Source organism: Marinobacter sp. Hex_13 (genome assembly GCF_001566815.1).
GTDB classification, from domain to species: domain Bacteria; phylum Pseudomonadota; class Gammaproteobacteria; order Pseudomonadales; family Oleiphilaceae; genus Marinobacter; species Marinobacter salarius.
The window spans coordinates 1-25,189 of the sequence record NZ_LSMM01000041.1; the positions used below are offsets into that span (position 1 = coordinate 1).

General features: G+C 55.8%; 26 protein-coding genes, 1 tRNA gene and 1 pseudogene. 11 read left to right on the forward strand and 17 right to left on the reverse strand.

What is annotated here, in order from left to right; translation table 11 throughout:
* Positions 1–260, reverse strand: a 260-nt coding sequence (locus tag AXW11_RS10855; RefSeq protein ID WP_286792278.1) for a multicopper oxidase domain-containing protein, incomplete at its 3' end; no start/stop codon positions are given.
* A gap of 87 nt (positions 261–347) precedes the next feature.
* Positions 348–875, reverse strand: a complete 528-nt coding sequence (locus AXW11_RS10860; protein WP_041335181.1) for a cupredoxin domain-containing protein — start codon at positions 873–875, stop codon at positions 348–350.
* Positions 876–1,076: 201 nt separating this feature from the next.
* Between AXW11_RS10860 and AXW11_RS10865 the strand changes: the two genes are divergently transcribed.
* The 5 genes and pseudogenes from AXW11_RS10865 to AXW11_RS10885 all read left to right on the forward strand — a co-directional run bounded on the left by AXW11_RS10865 (position 1,077) and on the right by AXW11_RS10885 (position 5,395).
* The gene (locus AXW11_RS10865) at positions 1,077–1,742 is read left to right on the forward strand and encodes a response regulator transcription factor (protein ID WP_036206201.1); all 666 of its coding nucleotides are present in this window, start codon (positions 1,077–1,079) and stop codon (positions 1,740–1,742) included.
* Positions 1,729–3,081, forward strand: coding sequence for an ATP-binding protein (locus AXW11_RS10870; RefSeq protein ID WP_036206199.1), 1,353 nt, complete (start codon positions 1,729–1,731; stop codon positions 3,079–3,081). The genes AXW11_RS10865 and AXW11_RS10870 overlap by 14 nt, the downstream gene beginning before the upstream one ends.
* Positions 3,082–3,600: 519 nt before the next feature.
* A pseudogene (locus AXW11_RS20850) lies at positions 3,601–3,681 on the forward strand (signal peptidase II); the annotation flags it as partial.
* A gap of 25 nt (positions 3,682–3,706) precedes the next feature.
* Positions 3,707–4,615, forward strand: coding sequence for a cation diffusion facilitator family transporter (locus tag AXW11_RS10880; RefSeq protein WP_036206197.1), 909 nt, complete (start codon positions 3,707–3,709; stop codon positions 4,613–4,615).
* A 171-nt stretch (positions 4,616–4,786) separates the two neighbouring features.
* On the forward strand, positions 4,787–5,395 hold the full coding sequence (locus tag AXW11_RS10885; protein WP_051946857.1) for a hypothetical protein: 609 nt from the start codon (positions 4,787–4,789) through the stop codon (positions 5,393–5,395).
* A 305-nt stretch (positions 5,396–5,700) separates the two neighbouring features.
* Here AXW11_RS10885 and AXW11_RS10890 read toward each other — a convergent pair whose 3' ends face one another.
* The 5 genes from AXW11_RS10890 to AXW11_RS10910 form a co-directional block, all read right to left on the reverse strand.
* Positions 5,701–7,005, reverse strand: coding sequence for an MFS transporter (locus tag AXW11_RS10890; RefSeq protein WP_036206195.1), 1,305 nt, complete (start codon positions 7,003–7,005; stop codon positions 5,701–5,703).
* 61 nt (positions 7,006–7,066) lie between these two features.
* On the reverse strand, positions 7,067–7,414 hold the full coding sequence (locus AXW11_RS10895; RefSeq protein ID WP_036206192.1) for a DUF6488 family protein: 348 nt from the start codon (positions 7,412–7,414) through the stop codon (positions 7,067–7,069).
* Positions 7,415–7,443: 29 nt separating this feature from the next.
* On the reverse strand, positions 7,444–8,043 hold the full coding sequence (locus tag AXW11_RS10900; protein ID WP_036206189.1) for a hypothetical protein: 600 nt from the start codon (positions 8,041–8,043) through the stop codon (positions 7,444–7,446).
* Between the two features lie 11 nt (positions 8,044–8,054).
* On the reverse strand, positions 8,055–8,786 hold the full coding sequence (locus AXW11_RS10905) for a HupE/UreJ family protein (RefSeq protein WP_036206186.1): 732 nt from the start codon (positions 8,784–8,786) through the stop codon (positions 8,055–8,057).
* Between the two features lie 69 nt (positions 8,787–8,855).
* Positions 8,856–9,236 (reverse strand): hypothetical protein, encoded by a 381-nt coding sequence (locus AXW11_RS10910; RefSeq protein ID WP_036206183.1) that lies wholly within the window; start codon positions 9,234–9,236, stop codon positions 8,856–8,858.
* A 141-nt stretch (positions 9,237–9,377) separates the two neighbouring features.
* On the opposite strand from AXW11_RS10910, the gene dmeF reads away from it, so the two are divergent.
* Positions 9,378–10,358 carry a CDF family Co(II)/Ni(II) efflux transporter DmeF gene (gene dmeF / locus AXW11_RS10915; protein WP_091642424.1) on the forward strand — a complete coding sequence of 327 codons (981 nt, stop codon included), beginning with the start codon at positions 9,378–9,380 and terminating at the stop codon, positions 10,356–10,358.
* Between the two features lie 155 nt (positions 10,359–10,513).
* On the forward strand, positions 10,514–11,167 hold the full coding sequence (locus AXW11_RS10920) for a hypothetical protein (RefSeq protein ID WP_041335173.1): 654 nt from the start codon (positions 10,514–10,516) through the stop codon (positions 11,165–11,167).
* Between the two features lie 5 nt (positions 11,168–11,172).
* On the opposite strand, the gene AXW11_RS10925 is transcribed toward AXW11_RS10920, so the two are convergent.
* Both AXW11_RS10925 and AXW11_RS10930 read right to left on the reverse strand, forming a co-directional pair.
* A complete protein-coding gene (locus AXW11_RS10925; RefSeq protein WP_007151771.1) occupies positions 11,173–11,796 on the reverse strand; it encodes an L-threonylcarbamoyladenylate synthase in 624 nt (207 codons plus the stop codon).
* The gene (locus tag AXW11_RS10930) at positions 11,793–12,137 is read right to left on the reverse strand and encodes a BolA family protein (RefSeq protein WP_041335170.1); all 345 of its coding nucleotides are present in this window, start codon (positions 12,135–12,137) and stop codon (positions 11,793–11,795) included. The genes AXW11_RS10925 and AXW11_RS10930 overlap by 4 nt, the downstream gene beginning before the upstream one ends.
* 123 nt (positions 12,138–12,260) lie before the next feature.
* On the opposite strand from AXW11_RS10930, the gene AXW11_RS10935 reads away from it, so the two are divergent.
* The 4 genes from AXW11_RS10935 (at position 12,261) to AXW11_RS10950 (ending at position 19,506) form a co-directional block, all read left to right on the forward strand.
* Positions 12,261–14,426 (forward strand): DNA topoisomerase III, encoded by a 2,166-nt coding sequence (locus AXW11_RS10935; protein WP_041335167.1) that lies wholly within the window; start codon positions 12,261–12,263, stop codon positions 14,424–14,426.
* Between the two features lie 114 nt (positions 14,427–14,540).
* Positions 14,541–15,266: a response regulator transcription factor gene (locus tag AXW11_RS10940; RefSeq protein ID WP_041335164.1), complete on the forward strand. Its 726-nt coding sequence runs from the start codon at positions 14,541–14,543 to the stop codon at positions 15,264–15,266.
* 1 nt (position 15,267) lies between these two features.
* Positions 15,268–16,905, forward strand: coding sequence for a FecR family protein (locus AXW11_RS10945; RefSeq protein WP_041335161.1), 1,638 nt, complete (start codon positions 15,268–15,270; stop codon positions 16,903–16,905).
* Between the two features lie 33 nt (positions 16,906–16,938).
* Positions 16,939–19,506: a CHASE2 domain-containing protein gene (locus AXW11_RS10950; RefSeq protein ID WP_041335159.1), complete on the forward strand. Its 2,568-nt coding sequence runs from the start codon at positions 16,939–16,941 to the stop codon at positions 19,504–19,506.
* A gap of 46 nt (positions 19,507–19,552) precedes the next feature.
* On the opposite strand, the gene AXW11_RS10955 is transcribed toward AXW11_RS10950, so the two are convergent.
* The 8 genes from AXW11_RS10955 to AXW11_RS10990 form a co-directional block, all read right to left on the reverse strand.
* Positions 19,553–20,014, reverse strand: a complete 462-nt coding sequence (locus AXW11_RS10955) for a fibronectin type III domain-containing protein (RefSeq protein ID WP_227517763.1) — start codon at positions 20,012–20,014, stop codon at positions 19,553–19,555.
* Between the two features lie 330 nt (positions 20,015–20,344).
* A tRNA-Met gene (locus tag AXW11_RS10960) sits at positions 20,345–20,421 on the reverse strand.
* Positions 20,422–20,491: 70 nt separating this feature from the next.
* The gene (gene rnhB, locus AXW11_RS10965) at positions 20,492–21,169 is read right to left on the reverse strand and encodes a ribonuclease HII (protein WP_041335156.1); all 678 of its coding nucleotides are present in this window, start codon (positions 21,167–21,169) and stop codon (positions 20,492–20,494) included.
* Positions 21,166–22,350 (reverse strand): lipid-A-disaccharide synthase, encoded by a 1,185-nt coding sequence (gene lpxB, locus AXW11_RS10970; protein WP_052479682.1) that lies wholly within the window; start codon positions 22,348–22,350, stop codon positions 21,166–21,168. Before lpxB ends, rnhB begins: the two co-directional genes overlap by 4 nt.
* 19 nt (positions 22,351–22,369) lie before the next feature.
* Positions 22,370–23,161, reverse strand: a complete 792-nt coding sequence (gene lpxA / locus AXW11_RS10975) for an acyl-ACP--UDP-N-acetylglucosamine O-acyltransferase (RefSeq protein ID WP_036206145.1) — start codon at positions 23,159–23,161, stop codon at positions 22,370–22,372.
* On the reverse strand, positions 23,161–23,598 hold the full coding sequence (gene fabZ, locus AXW11_RS10980) for a 3-hydroxyacyl-ACP dehydratase FabZ (RefSeq protein ID WP_036206143.1): 438 nt from the start codon (positions 23,596–23,598) through the stop codon (positions 23,161–23,163). Before fabZ ends, lpxA begins: the two co-directional genes overlap by 1 nt.
* Positions 23,599–23,609: 11 nt before the next feature.
* Positions 23,610–24,635, reverse strand: a complete 1,026-nt coding sequence (lpxD, locus tag AXW11_RS10985) for a UDP-3-O-(3-hydroxymyristoyl)glucosamine N-acyltransferase (protein ID WP_036206901.1) — start codon at positions 24,633–24,635, stop codon at positions 23,610–23,612.
* A gap of 50 nt (positions 24,636–24,685) precedes the next feature.
* The gene (locus tag AXW11_RS10990) at positions 24,686–25,183 is read right to left on the reverse strand and encodes an OmpH/Skp family outer membrane protein (protein WP_041335153.1); all 498 of its coding nucleotides are present in this window, start codon (positions 25,181–25,183) and stop codon (positions 24,686–24,688) included.
* Positions 25,184–25,189: the final 6 nt, after the last annotated feature.

Below are 25,189 nucleotides of genomic sequence, written 5' to 3' on the forward strand. Positions count from 1 at the left end.
TCCTGATCGAAAGGAAGGATCAGACCGTGCCAGTGAATGGACGTCATCTCATCCAGATTGTTGGTCACGTTGATCCTGACGTTTTCGCCTTCCTTGAAGCGCATCACCGGTCCCGGAGATGCGCCGTTGTATCCAATACCTTCCTTCACGAAATCGCCGGTATCAATTTTTACCCGGTCGACCGTAAGGTCGTACTCACCGGCCAAAACCATGGCTGGCATCAGCAGGCTCAAAAATCCTGTCAAAAAGCGTGTTTTCATCTGTTTTGCTCCAAACTGCATTTCGTTGGAGCTGGGCTGGGAAGCCATCACCAGCCCCTGCATTCGTTCGGTACTCAGCGCACTGTATTATTCGAAATTTACGTCACCGTACATTCCTGACTCGTAATGGCCTGGCACGTTACAGGCAAACTCAATGTCACCTTTTTCCGTAAACTTCCACACAACTTCCTTGCTCTGCCCGGGCTCAAGCAACACGCTGTTGGGGTCATCATGCTTCATGGTCTTACCATTGCCCATGTCCATGCTCATCATGTCCTGGTTGAGCTTGCCGCCCTGAATCACACCATGCTCGACCATCATCATCATTTCTTTCTGATGGCCTTCGTGCATGGAGGGGGTGCCAATATTGAACTCGTGAACGAGACTACCTTCGTTCTTCACCACAAAGCGCACGGTTTCGCCGGGCTCAACAGTGATTTCTTCCGGCTCGTAGTAATTATCGTACATTTCCACCGTGATAGTGCGACTGGCTTCGGAGGCTTTACCCAGTTCGCCGCTGCTGGCGCCATGGCCACCGCCATGAGCACCACCGGCGAGGGTCACTGCCGACATCGACATGGCGGCGGCTGCAACAATCAACTTGGATGCGTTCATCTTGTCTTCTCCTTTGTCATACTGACCGGCAAAGCCGGCGCTGGTTAGCCCTGAACATAGAGCAATGCCAAAATAGGAAGAACACCATCGCGCACTAACCTGAATTCTTACTGAAAATATCCAACTATTTTGTCGTTCAGGATGAATTCAGGTTGATCGGCGACACTCGATACACTCTTGACTCAGAGAAAGGGCACCGCGATGCGATTACTACTCGTTGAAGACGACCGATTGCTGGCAGACGGTTTAGGTCGTCAGCTTGAAAAGGCGGGATTCAGCGTTGATACAACCCATACGGCCAGAGAAGCCGCGATTCTGGGCGAGCAGGAAGATTATCGCGCGGTTGTTCTTGATCTTGGTCTGCCAGACGGCAATGGGTTGAACGTTTTAAGGACGTGGAGAAAACACCAGATCGGCTTTCCGGTGCTAATCCTTACGGCAAGGGGCGACTGGCACGACAAAGTAGAAGGACTGAAAGCGGGAGCAGACGATTACCTGGCAAAACCTTTCCAGACTGAGGAGTTGATCGCCCGGCTTAACGCCATTGTGCGTCGAAGCGAAGGGCGCATTCATTCCGTGGTAAAAGCCGGACGCTACGAACTGGATGAGAATCGCCAGAGCCTGAAATCCGACGATGGCAAAGAATACAGCCTCACGGGTACGGAATTCCGCCTGCTGCGCTGTCTGATGAGCCGTCCCGGTCATGTATTTTCAAAAGAGCAGTTAATGGACCAGCTATACAACCTGAACGACACCCCGAATGAGAACGTAATCGAAGCCTACATCCGCAGATTGCGAAAACTGGTAGGCAACGACACCATTTCTACCCGTCGCGGCCAGGGGTATCTGTTCAATGACACTGTTTAGCAAGCCCAAATCCGTCAAAGGAACTTTGCTTTTATTACTACTGCCTGCCGGCATTGCGTTAATGGGGCTTGCATGGCTGGTTCACGGCTTGTTACTGGACCGGATGTCCCGGGAATTCGTTGCGACACGACTTAAGGATGAGGTCGCCTTTCTGGAACACCAGATTCGCGACTCTGGCGGTCAATTGGATGATCTCCAGACCGGCGACTACTTTCAGGAGGTGTTTCACCACGCCTTTGCCATACATTCTCCTTCTTCAACCGTTATTTCCCCGGATTCCTGGGCGCCGGTGTTAACGTCCTTAATTGAATCAGCAGAAGATGGAACCCGTCGTGTGCAGGATGCGGATACCGTCGATGGGCCAAAGGACATTCTCGCGTATCGAAAGTCGTTCCTGGTGGGCGACACCCCTATTATAGTAATCGTGTCCGAGGATCTAGGCGCCCTGAAACGCAGCCAGGCAGAATTGCACGCGTGGACAGCCATCGTCTCTATTCTGCTGATTCTGCTTTTGGTCGTTGTAATCTGGTTCGGTATCAATCTGTCCATGCGCCCCGTTGTCGAGCTAAGAGCCACGCTTAAGCGACTTCAGGATGGCAAGGTCTCGCGGATTCATGTTCAGGCGCCTGAGGAGTTTCGACCGCTGGTCCAGCAGCTCAACCAGTTGCTCGACTCGCTGGATCAACGCCTGGAACGCTCAAGGGATGCGCTGGCAAACCTCTCTCACAGCGTGAAAACACCCATTGCGGCCGTCCGGCAGATTCTTGAGGACACCAGTCGTCCGCTCTCCAACGATCTCCGCCTTCAAATGACCGCGAGACTCAATGACATCGACAAACAGCTTGAAGCCGAGATGCGCCGAAGTCGCTTTGCAGGGCCGCAAGTTGGAAAAAGCGCTTACCCGCTGAAACAGGCGCGGGACCTACTCTGGATGCTGGGGCGGCTATACCCGGAAAAGTCTTTTGAACTGTCGAGCTCCCTGCCGGAGGACGCTCGCTGGCCGATTGAGGAACACGACCTGAATGAAATCATGGGCAATCTCCTGGACAACGCAGGCAAATGGTCAGAACGATGCGTGGAACTGTCACTCGTTCAACACTCCGGAAATCTGCAGATCGGCGTTTCAGACGATGGGCCAGGCGTCATTGAGACTGAAATCGGCAAGCTGGGTCAACGGGGATTGCGGCTGGATGAGCAAACGCCCGGCCATGGCCTTGGGCTGGCGATTGTTCGGGAAATTGTGGAACGTTATGGTGGAAGCCTCCATTTCTCACGCGCCAAAGAACACGGACTTTGCGTGACAGTCGACGTCCCCAGGGCTTCGAGTACGATCAGCTAAAACCGAATATCTGCACCGGAGCCCCCGTTCCGCCAGGCCCGTACAGTACTTCTGATCCCAGAATCCGTCCTCGCGGAGCTTACTGAGGAATCTCTGATCCTGGCTGGCCCACTCACCCAGATATCCAAAGCCCGGAGGTGTGCCAGAATCTTTCACAAGAGACTCACAAGTAATCGCCGCAGGAATTGCCGTTGCCCGATAAAGATCCCGGCGGCCAATTGATACCGAAAGCTTCGGCCCAGCAGCTAATACAGGGTCAAGTGGTGACACTTGAACGTGCGCTGGTTAAGGGGCCCATATCCAAGCATAGGCTAAACATTGACTCTATAGTTACTACAGAGTTTTAAATAGCGTTATTCGAACGAGCACCAGAAACGTGAATATGAGTATCGACCGGAATGAATAGTGTGGCAAATCACCCTATTTTTTAACAGGGTGCATCTTTGAAATAGGGCCGCGGCCTTCAGTCTCTTTGCCGATGGCGGGGGCTGGCACTGGCCGGCGTTCAATCTTGCCGACGTCTTCATAGTCCTGGGTGTGACCATGATTTTTGTCACGGGCTTCAGGGCCGAAAAAAGTGCCGGAAACAACACGAAATGAACAACTACCGAACAAGGAGAAAATAATGGGCCACGAGCATGCTCACATGTCACCGGATACCAAGGACAAGCGAGTTGCAGTAGCCATCTGGGCGAATGGCATCCTGACTGTCGCCCAGATCGCGGGCGGGATCTTCGCCGGTAGCCTGGCGTTGATCGCCGACGCTATACATAACTTTTCAGACATGGCATCGCTGGTTATCGCTTTTGCTGCCCGGAAAATTGCACGCCGCCCGGCCGACTCAAAGATGACCTTTGGCTATGGGAGAATTGAGATCGTTGCGGCACTCATAAACTACACCACCCTGATCATGATAGGCCTCTACCTGATCTACGAAGGTACCATGCGATTCATTGAGCCGACGGAAATCAAGGGATGGTGGGTAATCTGGCTTGGCATTGTCGCACTGGTGGTGGACGCGCTGACCGCGCTGCTGACCTACTCTATGCAGAAGGGCAGCGTTAATATTCGTGCGTTGTTTTTACACAACTTGTCTGATGCGTTTGCATCAATCGCAGTCGTTGTAGGCGGTGCCCTGATTCTCCTGTACGACATGCGCTGGGTTGATCCCGCAATCACAATTGGTATCGCCAGCTACATTCTCTACCTGGGCCTGACGGAAATCGGCGGAACCATCCGAACACTCATGCTGGGAAGTCCTGTGGATATTGACACAGATTCGGTCATTGAGGCTGTATCAAACGTAGAAGGCGTTATCGACCTTCACCACGTACATTTCTGGCAGATGGGTGAGCATGATGCCTCCCTCGACGCCCATGTGGTGGTCGAGATAAGTGCCTGGAATGAACTTGAGAAAGTCAAGGACGGGATAAAACGAACTTTGGAAAACGAATTCAGCATCACTCATTCAACATTGGAGTTTGAGCACCCTGATCACAGTCACAAAGATGCCCATACTTATGGCCATGGCTAGCAGGGCTGCTGAAAAGGGTGCCGTGTGGCAGATCGGCTGCGAATGGCCGACATGCCACACGGTTACGAACACCTTATGCGAGACGTAATTGAACGCCATCAGGTCTGGGCCTACCTCATCGCTGTTTTTTCCGGCCTCATTGCCGGATAGACCTCTTCCCTCGGCGACAGGGTGGAGGAGTGCCAGAGCACCCGAGCCATTGCGGCAACGCCGGTTCTGTTGATTGCTCAACTGGCTCTTCTGCCACTCTACCTCTGGCTTTTTGTGGGCAGTCAATTCGATTTAAATCTGGAGCTTGGGCGACACCTCCTGCCGGCCTTTGTCGGGCTGATTGTTGTCCCGCTTATTCTGGCATTTCTGACTGAAAAATGGGCCGAAAACTCCAGAAAAGCCACCGGGTTCATTCGCTTCATGGGCCTGATGCCGGTCCTTCTGCTTACAGTCGTACTTTTTATCATCACGATGACACAGGTCAGCCAGATCGACAGTGCCGGCCCACTCATCTGGCCCTTGATGATTCTGTTCCCGACCTATCTGCTAGCTGCGGCTCTGGTTGGAAAGGCTCTGCGCCTGGTCTTTCGATTACCGATGGAAACCGGCCGAACCGTCATCTTCAGCCTTGGAACACGCAACTCCTTCATGGTTTTACCTTTGGCACTTTCAATACCAGAGGCCTGGGCTACGGCCGTCGTGGTGATTGTCGTCCAGTCTTTGGTGGAACTGTTTGGAATGATGCTTTATCTGCGGTGGGTGCCTGGTCGGCTGCTACCGGACACCTGAAAAATCTGACACCCATTGAGCTCATCTAAAAACAGGGAGATCTTGTGTGCATACCCGAACAAAGTGCGCCTGATCCTGCGCTAACTATTGTTTCACGAAGGCTCGGAAGGGGCCGTCAAGAACTGGCAACGCTATGTCACTGCTTGACCACCTTCTACCCTACGATTTCTCGCCGCTGACCGTGCTGAGCGCTGAAGAGGTTCGACATGACCTCGTTGCTCTTATTCAGGAGGATTCCTGAATCGAGTTGGAGTTGATCTTAGGGCACATTTCATCAGCTTGACGCCTAAAGGCGACGAAGTCATTTAACCCGGCCACCGCGGATGCAGCTCATCAATCACATACCGGTGGGAATGCTCCGCTCCCGATTCCGTTCTGTGCGGGTGGTCGCGTGGCAGGTCATGATGGCTATGGGCAATCACCAATGGATCATCGGCGGGCCACAGTCGGCTGGCTGCAATCAGGAAGACGAGTCCCAGAACCGCCAACACCATCAGCGTTGGCTGAATGCCGGCAGATGAGCCAAGCCATCCCGCCAGCGGATAGGCAATCAGCCAGCCGGCGTGAGACAGCGAAAACTGGGCGGCAAAAAGCGCTGGGCGGTCTTCGCCATGAGAAGACTGGGTGAGCAAACGACCTATGGGTGTCTGAACCGTTGAGAATCCAACACCAAGCAGCGCCCAGACTGGCATCAGCATGTAGAGGCTGTCAGCAAACCACGCCGCGCCCAAGCCGCCGAGCAACACCCAAGCCCCTGCCAGCATCACCGAACGGTCCTTCCAGCGTTTGAGCAGCGCGGGCAGCGCCAGTGCCGCCAGCATGGAACCCGCGCCGAATGCCGCAAAAGCCATGGCCGTGTGCTGATCGGTCAGGCCAAAACCACCCTGCACGATCACTACGGTGTTCACGATCACCATGGAGCCGGCCATGCTGACCACCACATTCAGCGCTATCAATCCCCGAAGGCGCGGTGTGGCCATAAAGATGCGAAACCCACGACGGGAGCGTTCGTAGATACCCCGACGCTTCTCCGGCGCGGAGCCAGAAGGCAGAGCCACCGATACGACGAGCAACGCTGATGCTATGAAGCCAACCACCGTGCCTGAAAACAGCCCCTGCCAACTGGTAACCAACAACAGCATGCCGGCCAGAGCCGGACTGATCAGGTTTTCAAGATCGTAAGCCAGACGGGAAAGGGACAGCGCCCGCGTATAGTCGTCCTCGTTGGGTAAGGTGTCCGGGATGGTGGACTGGAACGTCGGCGTAAAGGCCGCAGATGCCGATTGCAGCACGGCGATCAGTACATACACCTCCCAGACCTCAGTCACAAAAGGCAAGGCAAGTGCAACGGCAGCTCGCACCAGATCCAGAGAAACCAGCATCACACGACGAGGTATGTTCTCCGCCAGTGCTGCAGCAATGGGGGCAATGAAGACATAGGCGACCATTTTGATTGCCATGGCTGTGCCAACCACCTGCCCCGCCTTATCACCAGCAAGATCAAAGGCCAGAAGGCTCAGGGCAACCGTTGCCAACCCCGTTCCCAGCAGGGCAACGACCTGGGCTAAAAACAGATGCCGGTAGGTGCGATTTTTCAGAATCTCAAGCATGGTTCTCCTGACTAAAGACCCGCAACCGGGCGGTTAGCGGGCCTTTGCTCCATCTCCAGCTTTACATTTTGCCGGAGTGGTTAGCTCCAACGGGGTTGCCGTACTCATCCACAAAGACATACAGGTTCGCTTTGTCTTCGCTGGCAGAGTCAGGATTAGCAAACTGGACGACCCATAGTTTACCCGCCGAGGTAGACCGCTGCTCGGCCTTGCCTCTGGAGGCTTCCGCCCAGCTAGAAGCAATCTGTTCTGAATTGACGAGTTGCTGCTTGACGGCGGCTGCTCGCTCGGTCACCTGTTCTTTCGAAACAGGCTCCGAAGCACCATGGCTATGGCCAGCCCCGGCAAATGCGTAGCCGGAAACCGACAAAACAATGACCGCTGCAAATACGTGAATCATTTTTTTCATGAGATAACTCCTAAGGATCAATAATTGAATTACTTCTTGCTAATGCCGCTGTAAAACCCGCTGGTGTCAAGAACCACAGTGACAGCTGTTTCTCCGCGATTTTCCCAGTACCATCCATGCGTACCGTCAAACGGTGCCTCAAATGCTCCGCTCGCAGACGGCTGGTCGCGCCCCTGCCAGTAGCTGGTGAAATTGTCGCCGTCATTGAACCGTTCACCGTGCATATCGAAGTTCACCGAACCTCCCTCCGTGGTCCAGTTAAAGACCATTCGATCACCCTCGGCCATTGTGGCTTTGACTTCCAGACCCTCGTTTGGTCCCAAAGTGACGGTTGTGGAATCAGAACTCAACCCTTCTGGCGTTTTCCAGACCGGGCCAGCCGACAATGCCAGCAGGTTACCTGACGAGGCCGGTGCTGACTCAGGCTGCGCGGACTCAGCGGCGTTAGCCTGACTGAGTACAGTCAACCCCATGGTCTGGCCGAGTCCCGTGGGATCGATGCCATATTCGGCCGGGAGGATGGTTGTGACCAGAACCACTCCGCCGATAACAGCAGCCACTCCGGTCGCCTTGAACAAGCTTTTTGAGGAAGGAAGTCCCTCACGATTCATATTGGAAATGTCTTGCATGGTCTAGCTCCTCAGGAAACGGTGTACAGGCCAGTCAACTGATAACCCATCAGCATAAAACCGGCACTCATCAACAGAACGTTGGCTGCAAGTGCTTGCCGGGGGAAAACATCCGTCCGGCGCCAGAAGTTCATCGCAATCAGAATGATGCCCAGAGCCATCAACTGGCCAATCTCAACTCCAACATTAAACGCCAGAATGTTCGCCACCAGGCCATCCTCTGCAAGCGTGAAATCCTGGAGCTTTGTGGCCAGGCCGAACCCATGGAAAAACCCGAAAATCAGGACAGCGGCCTTGGTATTGGGCTGAAATCCAAACCAACGGCGAAACGCGCCAAGGTTATCCAGAGCCTTGTAAACCACGGAAAAGCCAATAATGGCATCCACCATATAGGCGTTGACGTTGGTCTCGCTGAGCACGCCGTAAAGAAGCGTGACGCTGTGTCCAACTGCAAAAAGCGTGACGTAGATACCCACGTCTTTCATGCGGTAAAGAAAGAAGATGACACCTGCCAGGAACAGGAGGTGGTCATAGCCGGTGACCATGTGTTTGGCCCCCAGATAGATAAAGGGCAGCAATTGTGCCCCGCTGGCCTGCTCAATGAACGTGGCATCGCCTGCTTCAACACCATGGGCAAATAGCAGAGGAGAAAACATCAGGCCTACGAGCGCTGCCCCTAAAAGGTACAGCCAACGCACGCCAACGCCCACGCCTGTTCGGCGCGGAAACGGCATATGATTCATTCGGTGATCTCCGAAATATCGACAGAAATTTAGATAAAGACGCTGACGCGTCAGTTCTTAATGACGTTTTCAGGCTTTCGGAGGCCGATAAAGTGCGGATGTCTGCTCCGGCAGAGGAGACGGCGTTCTTTGAAGCACAGGCTTGTCCTGCCTGTGGAAAAGCGGCACTGCATCCAGCTTCAGGGGCACGTGCTTTTCGACTGCGCCAATCGCATGGAGTAGCAGGTGGTCCTGGTCCGTCATTTCAACTGTCGAAACATGGAGATGATCGAGAGAGGACGGATGGATATGCCCATGGTTCTGGACAAATTCTGCAAGAGATAGACTCTGTGATGCATCGTGAACGTTCTGATCTGAAGCCCAGGCAAGACGAAAAAGCATCATGAGTGACAGCATGGTCACCACAAAAATACGTCTGCCGGTGGAAAATTGGGCCTGGTTAATGAACACTTCGTATCTCGTTAGCGTCGATCTTTGGACAGGAAGACTATCCAAGTACGATCTGCTTTGCAAAGGTGCGCATTTAAAGCGCCTGGTTCCAGGCAGGGGGCAACCTCTAACCATCCACTACTCAATTTCAGGAGCGCGTCTATGCATCACGAACGACTGGACCAATGGCAACACGATCACGTCTTCGGGCAGAACCACAAGCGCTCCGGCGAAACTCGCACGCTCATCGTTGTGGCCTTGACCCTGGCGATGATGGGTTGGGAAATTTTCGCAGGGATCATTTATGGCTCAATGGCGTTGCTTGCCGACGGCCTGCATATGGGATCACACGCCGTAGCTCTTGGCATTGCCGCTTTTGCCTATACGTACGCACGCAAAAACGCAGGTAGCGCACGGTTTTCTTTTGGCACAGGGAAAGTCAACGCCTTGGGAGGCTTTACCGGGGCGATTCTATTGGCTGTCTTTGCCCTCTACATGGTCATCGAAAGTGTTGGGCGCTTTATCCAGCCGGTCGGAATTTCATTTGATGGCGCAATATTTGTGGCCTTTATCGGCCTGGTGGTCAATGGGATTTCCGCCTGGATACTGGGTGAGAAAGGACATGACCATGGCCATGATCACAGCCACGGGCACGACCATCACAGCCATCACAGCCATCACAGCCATCACAGCCATCACAGCCATCACAGCCATCACAGCCACGATGATCATAACCGCAGGGCGGCATATCTTCATGTGCTCGCCGATGCCCTGACGTCGGTATTGGCAATCGTCGCCCTTCTGGCCGGGAAATACGCAGGATGGAACTGGATGGACCCGATGATGGGCATTATCGGTGCCACGCTGGTGACGCGCTGGTCCTGGCTTCTGGTCAAAGACACCTCAAGGGTCCTCCTCGACGAGCAGCATCAGGACATGGAGGAAGCGGTAAAACAGGCAATAGAGGACGGCGATGCCAAAGTCAGTGATCTGCATGTTTGGGCGATTGGGCCAAACATTCATGCGGCCATTGTCTCGGTTGTTTCCCACCAGCCTGAGTCAGCCACCGCTTACAAAAACCGCATTCAGAACCAGTGCCGGTCACTGGTACATGTAACAGTTGAACCGCTAAGGTGTGACTGAATCCGGGGGCTGACTACTGACAGGCGGCGCAGTCATCCTGGCCACTCAAGGTGCCCCTCAACAATAAGTCGCGATGGCCCGCTTTGTGCATCCACCTCCCCTAGACACCAAAACCGTCAACATTTCCCCAGTGACCATAGGAGGGGACCAATGCCATGTCGCTGCTCACATCGCTGATCAAAGCCAGCACCCAGTTCCAGCAAGCCATGGAAAAGAAACAGCCGGCGGGGTCGGGCAATGCGTTGCCAAAGCCCGCTGCACCAGAGGCACCGGTCTCCGCAACCGATGACCGGTTTACCCTGTCCGAGCGGGCGAGTTTCGATACCGGCCGCCCAAAATCCACCAGGTTGCAGATGGCTGAGTACAAGCAAACCGTCGGGCAGGACCTTGCCTATATGCGGGAGACGCTGCGGCATAAACTTGCCGAATACAAACTCAACCCGGCAACCAGTGTGGAAGTCTCGAAGAACGACGAAGGCAAGATCAGCGTTGGTGGTGGAATCCCAGAGGAAAGCCGTAACCGTATCGAACAGGACCTGAACAACAGCAAGCCGTTCCGGGAGGCATTCAGCCGGCTCAGTGCCAGCGAGCCCACCCTGCACTTTGTGGACAACGCGCTCAAGTTGAACAAGGCATACGGCGTGAACAATTCACTGCTGGACACCCTGGTCAGCGACAACCAGCAATTCAACGGCCTGCAGGACTTGGCGCACCGCTACGACAGCCTGCGCAGGACCATCAGTACCGATCAGGCCACCAACTACGCAGACCGCAAAAATTTCGCCCTGAGCCTGAACACCCGGGCCTGACTCCGTTAAATCCGGAAGGGCTCTGGGTCCCCTTTGCCGACGCGAGTCACCTCCGGTGCATCCCCAGTCATGTTCACCACGGTGGTCGCCTCCAGGCCGCAGAAACCACCATCGATGATCAGATCCAGCTCGTGTTCCAGAGTTTCCCGGATGTCATAAGGGTCAGTCATTGGGTCCTCGTCACCCGGCAATATCAGCGTACTGCTCATGATAGGTTCGCCCAGTTCCGCCAACAGCGCCTGCACAATTGCGTTGTCCGGCACCCGCATGCCAATGGTTTTACGCTTGGGGTGTAACAGACGGCGTGGTACTTCACTGGTGGCGTCCAGAATGAATGTGTAAGCCCCCGGCGTGAAGTTCTTGAGCAGCCGATACTGGGTGTTGTCGACCTTCGCGAACACACCGATGTCCGAAAGGTCCCGGCACATCAGGGTGAAGTTGTGCTTGTCATCCAGGCGGCGAATGCGCTTTATCCGGTCCGCTGCCTGCTTGTCACCGAGGTGGCAGCCAATGGCGTAGGCGGAATCCGTCGGATATACAATAACGCCTCCCTTGCGGAGAATATCCACGGCCTGGTTGATCAGTCGTTTCTGGGGCGTTTCCGGGTGAATCTGGAAGAACTGGCTCACTGGCCACCTCCGGATGCAAAGGCCGGATCGTTCTTGGAGCCGCCCATGCAATTGGGAGAATCGGGCGCTGCCTGGCCGGACGCCTCCCACTCCTGTGGTGAATACACGTGCAGCGCCAGGGCGTGGACGCCACCGGACATTTCGTCCGCCAATATTTTGTAGATGGCTTGGTGCCGCTTGACCTTGCCCTGCCCTTCGAACTCCGGAGACACCAGAGTCACCTTGAAATGGGTTTCAGAGTTCAGCGGCACGTTATGTTTGTGGCTCTCGTTTTCAACCATGAGGTGTTGGCTGTCGAAAGCGCTTGTCAGCTTTTGCTCAATGGCTTGTTGTGTGGACATAAACAGGCCTGCTCCTGATTGAATGTGTTATGGAACAGTCTACTACACCAAACGCTGTGTTACCTTGACAGGATACAGACAAAGCGCCATCTTCGACCCCCACCCGAAAACTGCTTCCGACTTATGCGCCTGTACATTGCTGAAAAACCAAGCCTGGGCCGGGCAATTGCTGCTGCCCTCCCCGCTCCCCATCAGAAGGGGAACGGATGGATTCGTTGCGGCGAAGGAAGCAACGCCAGCACCGTTAGCTGGTGTATCGGCCATCTATTGGAACCGGCGGAACCCGGCCAGTACGACCCGCGCTGGAAAAAATGGCGACAGGAAGATCTGCCCCTGTTTCCCGGGCGCTGGGAGGTGATGCCCAAGGACAGCGTACGCCAGCAGCTCAAGGTATTGGAGTCTCTGGTCCGCAAGGCGGAGACCATTGTCCACGCCGGCGATCCGGACCGGGAAGGCCAACTGCTGGTAGACGAAGTCATCCGCTACACAGGCGCCACTTGTCCTGTTCAGAGAATCCTGATCAACGACCTGACTCCGGCGGCCGTGGCAAAGGCCATCCAGGCACCCAAGGACAATCGTGAGTTTCGCCGCCTGTCCCATTCCGCCCTCGCCCGCCAGCGGGCGGACTGGCTCTACGGCATTAATCTTACCCGTTTTTACACGCTGTCTTACCAGCAGCAAGGCCAGCAGGGCGTGTATTCCGTTGGCCGGGTACAAACCCCGGTGCTCGGATTGGTGGTGGCTCGGGACACCACCATTGAGAACTTCCAGCCGAAACCTTTTTTCCGCGTTCAGGCGACGTGCCACGCGGTGGATGAGGAATCGGACCAGCAATCGTTTACGGCACGCTGGCAGCCCTCGGAAGCCTACCGGGAATACCTGGATGAAGAAGACCGTTTGTTGGACAGCGATGTCGCCAGACAGATCGCCGAGGCCGTAGAAGGACGGCCCGGCAAAGTTACGGAATCCCGTTTCCGCGACAGGAACGAAACGCCGCCCCTGCCATTCTCACTCTCAGCCTTGCAGATCGAGGCGGGGCGACTGTTCCGTATGGGTGCGAAAGACGTATTGGACACCGCCCAGAACCTGTACGAACGCCATCAGTTGATTACCTATCCCCGTTCGGACTGTCGTTATCTGCCGGAAGGACATTTTGACCAGCGCCAGAGTGTGGTGCAGGCCATTGGCAATGTCGCCGATGAACTGGCACCGGCCTGCAAGGCGGCGGACCTGAACCGCCGTACCGAAGCCTGGAACGACAAAAAGGTGGATGCCCACCACGCTATCATTCCCACGGCCAGAAAGGCGCCCAATGGACGTCTGAGCGAGGCTGAGAAGAACATTTACGAACTGATTAGCCGGTATTACCTGATGCAGTTCAGCGCCGACGCCATTCACCGGGAAGGCAAGTTAACTGTCGGGATTGGCGAACACGCGTTCAGGGCGACGGAAACCGCGGTTCTTCAGCCGGGTTGGAAAACCCTGGAAATTCGCCAGCGGGAAAGCCGACAGGAGGCCGCCAAAGCGCCCCTCCCCCGCCTGGAGAACGGTGACCCCATACTCTGTGACTCGGTGGACATCGCCGAGCGCAAAACCCAGCCACCCCAATACTTCACCGACGCCACGCTGCTGTCAGCGATGACCAATATCGCTCGCTTTGTCAGCGATCCAGAGCTTCGCAAAACCCTGCGTGAGACCGATGGGCTGGGCACTGAGGCCACGCGGGCGGCGATCATTGATACGCTGTTCCGGCGCGACTATTTATACCGGGATAAGCGCCACATCCGGTCGACACCTAAAGGGAAAGCGCTGATTGAATCGCTGCCAGAGTCCGTCAGCAAGCCGGATATGACGGCCATCTGGGAAGCCACCCTGGAAAGCATTCGTCGTGGTGAGGGCAATCCCAAGCAGTTTATTGCGGAGCTGAAAGAACAGATACGCGATTTCATCAACACCCCTGAGCAGGAAGCCAAGACTGCCCCACCAGGCGAGGGGCAGCCGCATTGCCCCAAGTGCCGCGCTCCCATGCGCCAGCGCGAGGGCAAGTTTGGTGCCTTCCATGCCTGTACCCGCTTTCCGGACTGCAAAGGCACGCGGCCCATTGAGGACCAGTCGCCGGAGGATGGCACAGGAGAAAAACCCATTCCCTGCCCGCACTGCTTTTCGCCCCTGGTGCGCAGAAAAGGCAAAAAAGGCTGGTTCTGGGGCTGCAGCAGTTTCCCCGGCTGCCGACAAACACTGGATGACGACAACGGAAAGCCTGCGATCCGTTTACGCAACACTACATAACGACACTGAAGCAAAATTGCGGATTTGTAATAATGTAAAGCGGAATTCAATAACCATTCCCCGCCTTCGGTCGGGAAGCCTGAATATGACAATTTTGATGTCGGGAGACGTTTGATGCGAATTGCCCTGCTTGAGGACGAACATGAACAGGCTCAGCACATCCAGTCTGTGTTGTCCGAGCGTGGGCACCACTGCGACAGTTTTCCGTCAGGCCAGGCATTCCTGAGCGCGGTCCTTCACCGCAGCTATGATCTGTTGGTGATGGATTGGCAAATACCCGACATGACGGGAATTGAAGTTCTGGAAAACGTGCGTGCGCAGTTGAACTGGCAGATTCCGGTGGTGTTCCTCACTCAGCGTGACAGCGAGACGGACATCGTGCGTGCGCTGGATGCCGGTGCCGACGACTACCTGGCCAAGCCCGCTCGCGAGGCAGAACTGGTGGCGCGCATCAATGCATTGGCACGTCGCACCAGCCCCGATGCCGACAAAGAATCGCTGCAGTATGGCCCGTTCGAGATCAATACACAGCTTCGGACCATTGCGCTTCACGGCAACGTGCTAACACTCACCGACAAAGACTTCGATCTGACCCTGTTCCTGTTTCAGAACCAGGGTCGGCTGCTGACCCGCGAGATGCTGCTTGAGCGGGTATGGGGACTGGCGAAAGACATCAATACCCGTACCGTGGACACACATATGAGCCGGCTTCGACGCCGACTGGGCCTTAATCCCGAAAACGGCTTCCGCATCAAGACCATTTACCAGCGCGGCTATCGTCTTGAGGCCATGAAAGCCTCTGGCCCGGATGAGAACGTACCGGTCATGGAACAAGCCTGACATGAGTCAATGCGTCACCCTGCGAACACTCACCGGTTTGCTGCTCCTAATCAGCTCCCTGGCGGCGTTGCCAGTACAGGCGGAACTTTCGGTCACCCGGGGCTCCCAGGCGGCCACTGCTACCCCTGAATCCAATGCGACGCCGGAGTGGATCTATACGGTACGACCCGGTGAACATTTTGCGGAGATCGCTGACGCATTGTTGTCCAAGGATATTCCCGCCATTCGCCTGCTACAGCATAACGGCATCGATAACCCCGCCAAGGTGGGCAGTGGAGACAACCTGAGAATTCCCCTTGCCTGGCTTCAGCGCCAACCCAACCCTGCGCGGGTCAACTCGGTGACCGGGTCGGTGCAACTGATTTCCGGTAGTGACGGCACCAAACGCCCCCTGACCAGCGATTCCCTGATTCGGGTGGGTGATGAAATCCGGTCACAGGCTGGCACGGCAACCATCGAACTTGCTGACGGCTCTGTAGTGCGGATATCACCGCATTCCCGCCTCGCCTTCAATCGCCTGACGCAGTATGGGAAGTCCGGCATGGTGGACACCCGCCTGCGCCTCAATCAGGGCGAAATTGAAACCCAGGTGAAACCCGTGATCGAGGGCGGTTCACGTTTTGAGATCGAAACACCCTCCGCGGTGGCGGCAGTCAGGGGCACCATGTTTACCCTCAGGACTGCACCCGGCATGACCGATCTACGGGTTACCGAGGGCGAGGTATCGTTTGGCCCGCCGGGGCAAACACGCCGGATTCCAGCTGGTTATAGCGCCAGCGTTTCAACCGCAGGTGTGGGCAGAATGAGCATCCGCCGCCTGCCCCCAGCTCCGGAGATTAACCCCCTGCCGCAGCAGTTGAAGCAACTTCCTGCACAGTTGAGCTGGACGCCCAACGGAGCCAACAGCCATCGCGTGGATATCTTTGATGCCGAGTCCGGCCGCTGGATTAACAGCAGCGAAGTCAGCGACAATGATTTCGATATTAACCTGCTGGACAATGGCCGCTACGAGATTCACCTTGCCGCCATCGACAATCGTGGCATGGCAGGCATGCCCGGCGTCATGTCTTTCGAAGTCGACCTACAGGCCCGGACTGCCGCACTGGAACAACCGGAACCAGGCGCGACCGTTAACGACGACATGCCCGAGTTCCGATGGCAGTTGCGCGGCGAAAACGAAGTCGCCCGGGTGGAAATTGCGGAGGACAAAGACTTTGGAAACACGATTGCCACCAGCGAGTGGGCGCCTGATGAAAGCGCGCTGCCTTCTCGACCACTGACACCGGGACAATACTACTGGCGGGTGGTCACCGAGGCCGGCGGCAATTCTGTGGCCACGAGTGAGGCACGCTCGCTGGTCGTGAACGGGACCTTGCCACCGGTTCGCATCATCAGTGTCAACTACGTCGATAGCCAGGTAAGGGTATTCTGGCAGAAGGTGGATACTGCAACCGATTATCGCCTGCAGCTGTCTGAAGAACCGGGATTTAACAACATCATCAAAGAGGCTACGCTGTCGGATACCACTGCGGCCTTGCGCCTCATTCCCGGAAGACGGTATTTTGTTCGCCTGAAAGCCCTCTCTGACGGTCCGCTTGAAAGCCGGTGGGGACCAGGGAGGGAATTGTTTCTGGAATAACCCACAATTTCCTGATACCCGACAGCAGGCCCCATGACCCGGAACTGGTTTCCCATTAAAACAACACCTTGGACGCTGGGCCTGCCACTACTGACATTTTTGCTACTGTTCCAGACGACCTCTGCTCCAGAGCGCCTGGACTTCTGGCTTTACGACACCCTTATCACCGCAACACCCGCAGAACCGGCCGATGACGTCGTTGTTATCGCCATTGACGAACTGAGCATGGATCGCCTGGGGCGCTGGCCCTGGCCACGGACAACCCATGCACAGCTCATTGAGAAACTCCATCAGGCCGGCGCCAAAACGATTGTCTTCGACATCCTGTTCCCCGAACCATCGCCGGCAGACCAGGCAATGGCCAACGCCATGCAGAAACACGGCAACGTCATCCTGCCGCTTCATCTGTCGCCGCCCTCCCGGCACTACCTGATCAGCGAACAACTTCCCGCCCCTGCGTTGGCGTCCGCAGCTGCAACGCTTGGGCACGCCCACGTGGAGCTTGACGAAGACGGCTTGGCGCGAGGACTTTATCTGTTCAATGGCCTGGGCGATCAGCTATGGCCCAGCCTGGCACTGGCGGCCTCTGATACACCGTCACCGGGCCCGGAAATATCCAGTGTGCCGCCCTACACAAACGTCAGACAGCACTACCGCGCCATTCCAATGGCTGGTGGTGCCGGGACGCTGCCTTCCCACTCCTATACCAAGGTGCTTGATGGGCAATTCGCAAAGGATGCTTTCAAAGGGCAAACCGTGTTTGTGGGAGCAACCGCACCGGGCTTTGGCGACATCCTGCCCACCCCGTTTTCGGGCCTCAAACAGCCCATGTCCGGCGTTGAGTTCCACGCCAACAGCTATTCCGCATTGGTGAAAGACGAATTGATATCACGGGTATCGAAGCCTATTGCGATTGGTCTCGCCGTTTTTATCATCGCTCTATTGTCGTTCACCCTACCCCGCATGCGACCGGCACGTAGTATTTTGCTCTGTTTGACGAGCCTCGGCTTATTGGCTCTTCTGCATGCGCTGCTGTTGGTCGGAGCCAAGCTCTGGCTACCGATCTCCCACGCCATCGTGATTCCCCTGCTGGCGCTGCCCGTATCCAGCGCACTACGGCTGGCCATGACCAACAGCTTCCTCAACCGGCAGCTTGACGAGCTTGCCCGCGGGCCCACCATGACCCTCGAAGAGCCGTCACTGAGGCACCCACCGCAACTGCTCAGCCATTTCCAGGCCCTGCTTCAACCAGAGGGCTGGCTGTTAGCTGAAGGTGATGACGTGATGACATCTTCTGGTCTGGCCGCCGATGATATCCCGCCACTGGACACCCCGGGCCAATGGCATCACATTGATGGCCAAAGCTGGGTCAGCCTGATACGCAATGGCGTAACCTACAAAATCGGGCTCAAGCTGCCCAACGACCTGAGCCGGGAGGCCATCCAGCGCTACCTCCGCCGTTTGCCGCTGTCCAGCACCCAGGAGCCGGTGCGTAAAACGGGGCCAAGGGAAAACATCTCCGCTCGAATCGAGCGAGTACGCGTGGCGACCGAGCGCATGAGTCAGATGCAGAGGTTTATCAGGCGCAGCTTCGAACGCATGCCGGACGGCATTATCGTAACCGACGAGTTAGGCGTTATCCGCTTTGCCAACGGCCACATTGAAGAATGGTTTCGTGAACCCATGCCAAGCCTTAGCGGCCTGCCCCTGGCCAGACTTCTGGAGGGACATGACCCACGGGACAATCCGCCCTGGCATGAAACCGTCTCGGAAACCCTCACGCTGGCTCAGAGCCGCACAGTGGACCTACGGATTCGCGATATGGATTTCCTGATTCACTTCGCGCCGTTTTCACTGCCTGACAGCGATCAGAACGGCATTATCGCCAACATATCGGATATCTCGGAACTCAGGGAACAACAGCGCCAGCACCGGGAGGCCATCGACTTCATTTCTCACGATGTTCGCTCGCCCCTGGTTTCACAACTTGCACTGATCGAACAGCTCAAGCGGAATCGTGGCCATATCGAGCCGGAACAGCTCGACCAATTGGGTCGGCTAGCGAAGCGCAGTTATCATCTTGCTGAAGAATTCGTGCAGCTTGCCAGGGCCGAACAGTTAACCGAAACCCGCTTTTACGAGTGCGAGTTTTTAGCCATTGTTGAGAACGCCCGCGACAGCGTCAGCGAGCAGGCTGCCGAGAAAGGCATTCAGCTGTTACTTCAGGGAACAGAGGATTTATGGCTGAAAGGAAATGCGGAACTGCTTGAACGTGCCGTGATCAACCTTCTGACCAACGCCGTGCAGTACAGCCCATCCGGATCGATCGTCAACATTCAGGTTTTTCAGGCCGGCCACCAGGCGTGCCTGACTGTAAGCGACGAGGGGGAAGGCATTGCTCCGGAAGAAATCCCCTATCTGTTTGATCGCTATCAGCGCCAGAAAAGCAGCGAGCTGTCTGGCAATCATGGCACCGGGCTCGGGCTGTCGTTCGTGAACGTTGTGGTCGAAAAGCATCGCGGTGAAATAACCCTTCGCTCCCGACCCGGGGAAGGGTCGGCCTTTACCCTCAAACTGCCGATTGCGCATCCATTGGGGTAACAGCAAGGCCGAGCATACACTTCATGTCAGAGATCCGTTGTCTGAACTAGATGGTTTTGCTGACCGGCGCCGATGGCGCGCTCATCAGGCCATCAACATCTTCCACCTGAATCGTGAAGTACCAGGTGCCCGCCGACAAGTTCTCAACGTCATAGCTCATCGTTTCCAAGCCTCCGACATTGTCGACTTGAACTTGTTTGTCGAGGTTATTCCTATCCGTTCCGTACCTGATAACGTAGCGCTCCAAATCGTACGGACTTAGATCATCGCCGTTTTCACGATCGGTGGGCGCATTCCAGCTGAGCGACGCCGAGCGGTCAACCACTCCCTCGCCACCACCGCTCGGTGGTGGATTGCCCTCGGAACCACCTGAGCCAACCCCCGTGCTATCGCCTGTACCTGCAGTGCTCTCTGAGCTACCAGAAGAACCGCCCCCACAGCCTGTGAGGACCAATCCTAAAAACAACGCGGCAATCCATGCCTGTGACACTTTGATGACGCGTTTCATATGTATTTCACACCAATAAATTGCCGAATTTGTTAAATTGTATAAAACGTGGGCAAGTATCGATGTGAATGGTGTCATTTCCCAAGTTACGATTTTGTCAATTTTTCGACAGATAACCGTAATGAAACAACTGAGGATACTGATTAACCGGGCAATTTTTTGCCTGAAAGGCGATAAATGGCGGTTATTTTTGGTACGAAAGTATTAGATTTAAGGAAAGCCGACTGGATAGGAGTTGCAAAAGGGTCGAAAAATATGCAGGGCGGAACTAAATCCTGAAGTAGACCGAACAGGCACAAAAAAGCCGGTCAAAGACCGGCTTTTTATAAGTGGTAGCGGGGGCAGGATTCGAACCTACGACCTTCGGGTTATGAGCCCGACGAGCTACCAGACTGCTCCACCCCGCATCAAACTGGTTGTTTACCGGGGCTTCCCCCGATCAACGTGCGCGTATACTAAGGATTCGACCGGAACCTGTCAATCGATATTTTCAAACAAGTCGCCAGGATATTGCAGTTCCTGATCCGCGGCGCGGCTGTACAAACCCACGGCATCAATCGCTTCCTGAACCGGGCGGAATGAGCGACGATGGTGAGCGGTTGCACCCAATCTACCAAGCGCTTCGAGGTGTACGGGCGTCGGATAACCCTTGTGGCCTGCAAAGCCGTACTCAGGGAATTCCTCATGGAGCACAGCCATCTCCCTGTCACGAGTCACCTTGGCGACAATGGACGCCGCACTGATGGCCTCCACCCGGCTGTCGCCCTTCACCACTGGCTCAGAGGTCCAACGCCATTTGGGGCAGCGGTTACCGTCCACCAGTACATATTCCGGCTCGACATGCAGGCCCGCCACGGCACGCTCCATAGCCACCATGGTTGCCTGGAAGATGTTCAGCCTGTCAATCTCATCGGCCTCACAGCGCCCCAGGCTCCAGGATACGGCACGCTCAATGATCTGTTCGTAAAGAGCCTCACGGCGCTTGTCCGTCAGCTTTTTCGAATCTGCCAGGCCCGGTATTGGCTTTTCCGGGTTCAGGATAACCGCGGCCGTCACCACAGCCCCAACCAGCGGCCCGCGTCCCACCTCGTCCACACCGGCCAATAGTCGCCCCTGATATTGGCACTCAAACGGCGGTAAGGGGCGCTTACTCATACTGCTCCGCCTTCTATTAATGCGGAGATGGCTGCAGCAGACTGCTCGTCAGCCCCCTGTCGCAATTGTTCATGCAATTGTGAAAAAGCGGCTGTCAACCGGGCGCGTTCGGATTCATTTTCAAGGCGCTCAAGCACGGCTTCTCCGAGAGACTCCGGCGAAGCATCATCCTGCAATAGTTCCGGAACCAGTTGTTCCTTGGCCAGCAGGTTTGGCAAGGCCACATAAGGCACCTTGACCAGCCTTGAGACCAATGCATAGCTGACACGACTCAACCGGTAACCCACCACCATGGGCTTCTTCAGCAACATGGCTTCCAGAGTGGCGGTTCCGGACGCAAGCAATACCACGTCGGACGATGCCATCACCTCTCTCGAACGGCCTCGCACAATGGTCACCGCCAGTTTCACGTCCAGGGCTTCCACCAGTGCCCGAACCTGCTTTTCCCGATCCCGGTTTACGCAAGGAATCACCAGTTGCAAATCCGGACGCCTGCCCTGGATCCAACGGGCGGCCTCCAGAAAAAGAGTACCCAGACGCTCCACTTCCCCGCCCCGGCTCCCCGGAAGAATGGCCAGCACCGGCGCATCTTCCAGAAGCCCCAGGGACTGACGGGCACCAGCTGTATCAGGCATCATTGGAATGCGGTCCGCCAGGGGGTGCCCTACAAAGGCCACGGGCACGCCGTGCTCTTCGTAGAAACGGGCCTCAAACGGGAACAGGGTAAGCATAAGGTTGACAGATTTGGCGATCGTGAAGATCCGCTTTTGCCGCCAGGCCCAGACGGACGGGCTAACATAATGGGCGGTCGGAATACCGGCATCACGACACCTGCGCTCAATACCCAGGGTAAAGTCCGGGGAGTCGATACCAATGACGACGTCCGGCGGTGTCGCCAGCAGGTAGTTCATCAGCCGTGCGCGAATATCGAACAGCTCCCGTATTCGCCCGAGCACTTCGACGAGCCCCATCACTGACAGCCGTTCCATAGGAACGAGAGAGTGGAAGCCTTCCGCGATCATTTCATCGCCACCAATGCCGACAAACCGCGCGTTCGGATACCTGAGCCGCAGGGAACGGATCAGCCCGGCGCCGAGGATATCTCCTGACGCCTCTCCGGCCACGATGGCGAAAGTCACTTTGCGGGTGCTGGCTACAGAGTTTTCGTGATGGTCCGTCACCGGGGCATTCACTCCCTGGTTAGCGGATGATGCCGCGGTGTGCACCACGAAGGGAATCGATCAGGGGCGTAACTTCGGGAATATCGGAGTAGGCTTTTTCGAGCTCTTCAACGGCTTGTTCCGTAGTCAGGCCCTGACGATAGATAACCTTGTAAGCACGACGGAGTGCCAACAACACCTCCTTGCTGAAACCACGGCGGCGCAAGCCTTCCACGTTCATACCAAACGGCTGTGCAGATTGCCCGCTTGCCATGATGTACGCAGGGATGTCTTTCAGCACAATACTTCCACCAGCACTCATGCTGTGGGTTCCAATATGACAGAACTGATGAACCATGGTGCCGCCACCCAGTATCGCGAAGTCACCAACGGACACATGGCCGGCCAATGTCGCACAATTGGCCAGGATGGTGTTATTGCCAATAATGCAGTCATGCGCCACATGCACGTAGGCCATGAGCAGATTGCCATTGCCGATACAGGTTTCACCACGATCCTGAACCGTGCCCCGATGAATGGTGCAGTTCTCACGGATGATATTGTCATCACCGATAACCAGCGTGGTTGGCTCACCCGCGTATTTTTTGTCCTGGCATTCTTCCCCGACACTGGAAAACTGAAATATGCGGTTATTGCGGCCGATTCTCGTTGGGCCCTTGATGACCACGTGGGACATCACTTCAGTCCCCTCTCCGATCTCAACGTTCGGGCCGATGTAGCTCCATGGGCCAACCGTTACGTTGTCGGCAAGCTTGGCAGAGGGGTCCACAATCGCCTGAGGATGGACTCCCGACCATTCTTTTGTCGCCATCAAACTTCTCTCTCAGCGGTCAATATTTCTGCCACACAGACGACTTCATCATCAACCAGTGCGCGGCACTCGAATTTATAGATTCCACGCTTTCCGGAAATAACCTGTGACTCCATGCACAGCCTGTCCCCCGGCACCACGGGGCGCTTGAAACGCGCTTTACTGGAACCAGCCAGGTATTGTACCACGCCGTCTGAGGGTTTCCGGCCAACCGTCACAAAGCCGAGAATACCTGAAAGCTGCGCCATGGCTTCGATGATCAGCACGCCCGGCATAATGGGGTTATTGGGAAAGTGGCCGGTAAAAAAAGGCTCATTAAGGGAGATATTCTTATAGCCCTTGATGAATTGTCCTTTTTCCAGCTCTGTTACCCGATCAACCAGCAAAAACGGGTAGCGATGGGGCAGGTATTCCATGATCTCGTCGATATACATCATCAGTAGCGGCCTCAGCCTTCCATTTTCTTTTCCAGTTCTTTAAGCCGACGCGCCAAGGCATCAAGCTGACGGAAACGCACAGCATTTTTACGCCATTGCCGGTTGCTGTCGGCGCTGGTTCCAGACGAATACACGCCGGGCTCCCGAATGTCACCAGAAACCAGCGTCATGCCGGTCAGGTGGACCTGATCCGCAATCGTAAGGTGCCCTGCCACACCCGATTGGCCGCCAAAAACACAGTGGCTGCCAATACGTGTGCTACCCGCGATACCCACCATCGCCGCCATGGCACTGTGATCACCAATACTGACGTTGTGCGCAATCTGAATCAGGTTATCGAGCTTCACGCCATCGCCAATGATCGTGTCGTCCAAGGCTCCCCGATCAATTGTGGTGTTCGCACCCACTTCAACATCGTCCCCCAGAATGACCCGGCCAAGCTGGGCTATTCGATGCCAGGCTCCTTTCTCATTAGCAAACCCGAAACCGTCGGAACCGATGACCGCACCACTGAGGATATGGCAACGTTTCCCCATAACGATATCGTGGGCCAGGGTTACCCGTGGACGCAGTATAGTCTGCTCGCCAATCTGACACCGGGCTCCAATAACACAGCCGGCGCCCACGACAACGTTTTCGCCCACGACAGCCTCAGCCTCAATAACAGCCTGAGGGCCGATGCAGGCCGTATCCGAGACCCTCGCGGAAGACGCCACAACGGCCGACGGGTGAATACCAGGCTCTGGAACTGGCGCCGGGTCAAACCAATGGCTCAGGCGAGCATAGCCGAGGTAGGGGTTATCCAGTAACAGGACGTTGGTAGGACACTGGTCCGCAGTCGATTGCGAGAGTATAACCGCTGAAGCGCTGGTCTCCGTCAGGTAGCGACCGTACGACGGGTTGGCCAGGAAGGCTATCTGGCCCGGAGAAGCCGCCTGAAGCGTCGCAAGCCCGTTGATTTCCGTATCGGGATTGCCCTTGAGCTCCGCGCCAAGCTCAGAAGCAATGTCGCCCAGCCGGTACGAACGCTTTGTCATTGTCAGCTCCACAAGGTTTATCCGGGCGGGCCATTATCCGGCCCTCCGTATCAGCGGTCCAGTTTCTCTAGCAACTCTTCTGTCAGATTCATTTCAGGCTTGACATACACCACCGCCTCGCTGGGCAGGATCATGTCCAGATTGTTCTCTTCCAGGAGCTCCTTAACCGCTGCGTCTACCTCCGGGCGGGCTTCTTCGAGGAACTGTTGCTTGCGATTGGCCACAGTGGAGTCCAGGCGCTGCTTGAGGAAATTGAATTCCTTAACTTTCTCCTGGAACTCAGCAGCCATCTGTTGGCGCTCGGACTCATTCATCATGGCACCGTCTTTCTCAAGCCGTTCCTTGAGCTTGCGGGCGGCCTCCTGGGCTTCACGAACCTTGGCTTCCTCTCCAGCGAAATCTTTCTGCAGTGTCTCGCTGAACGCGCGCGCATCGCTGGACGAGAACAAGGCCTGGCGAAGGTCAACCACACCTATTCTGGTTTCGGCAGCAGCCGGGAATGCGATCAGCAGCATTGACAGAATCGCTGCAACGGAATATCGGAACATGTTGTT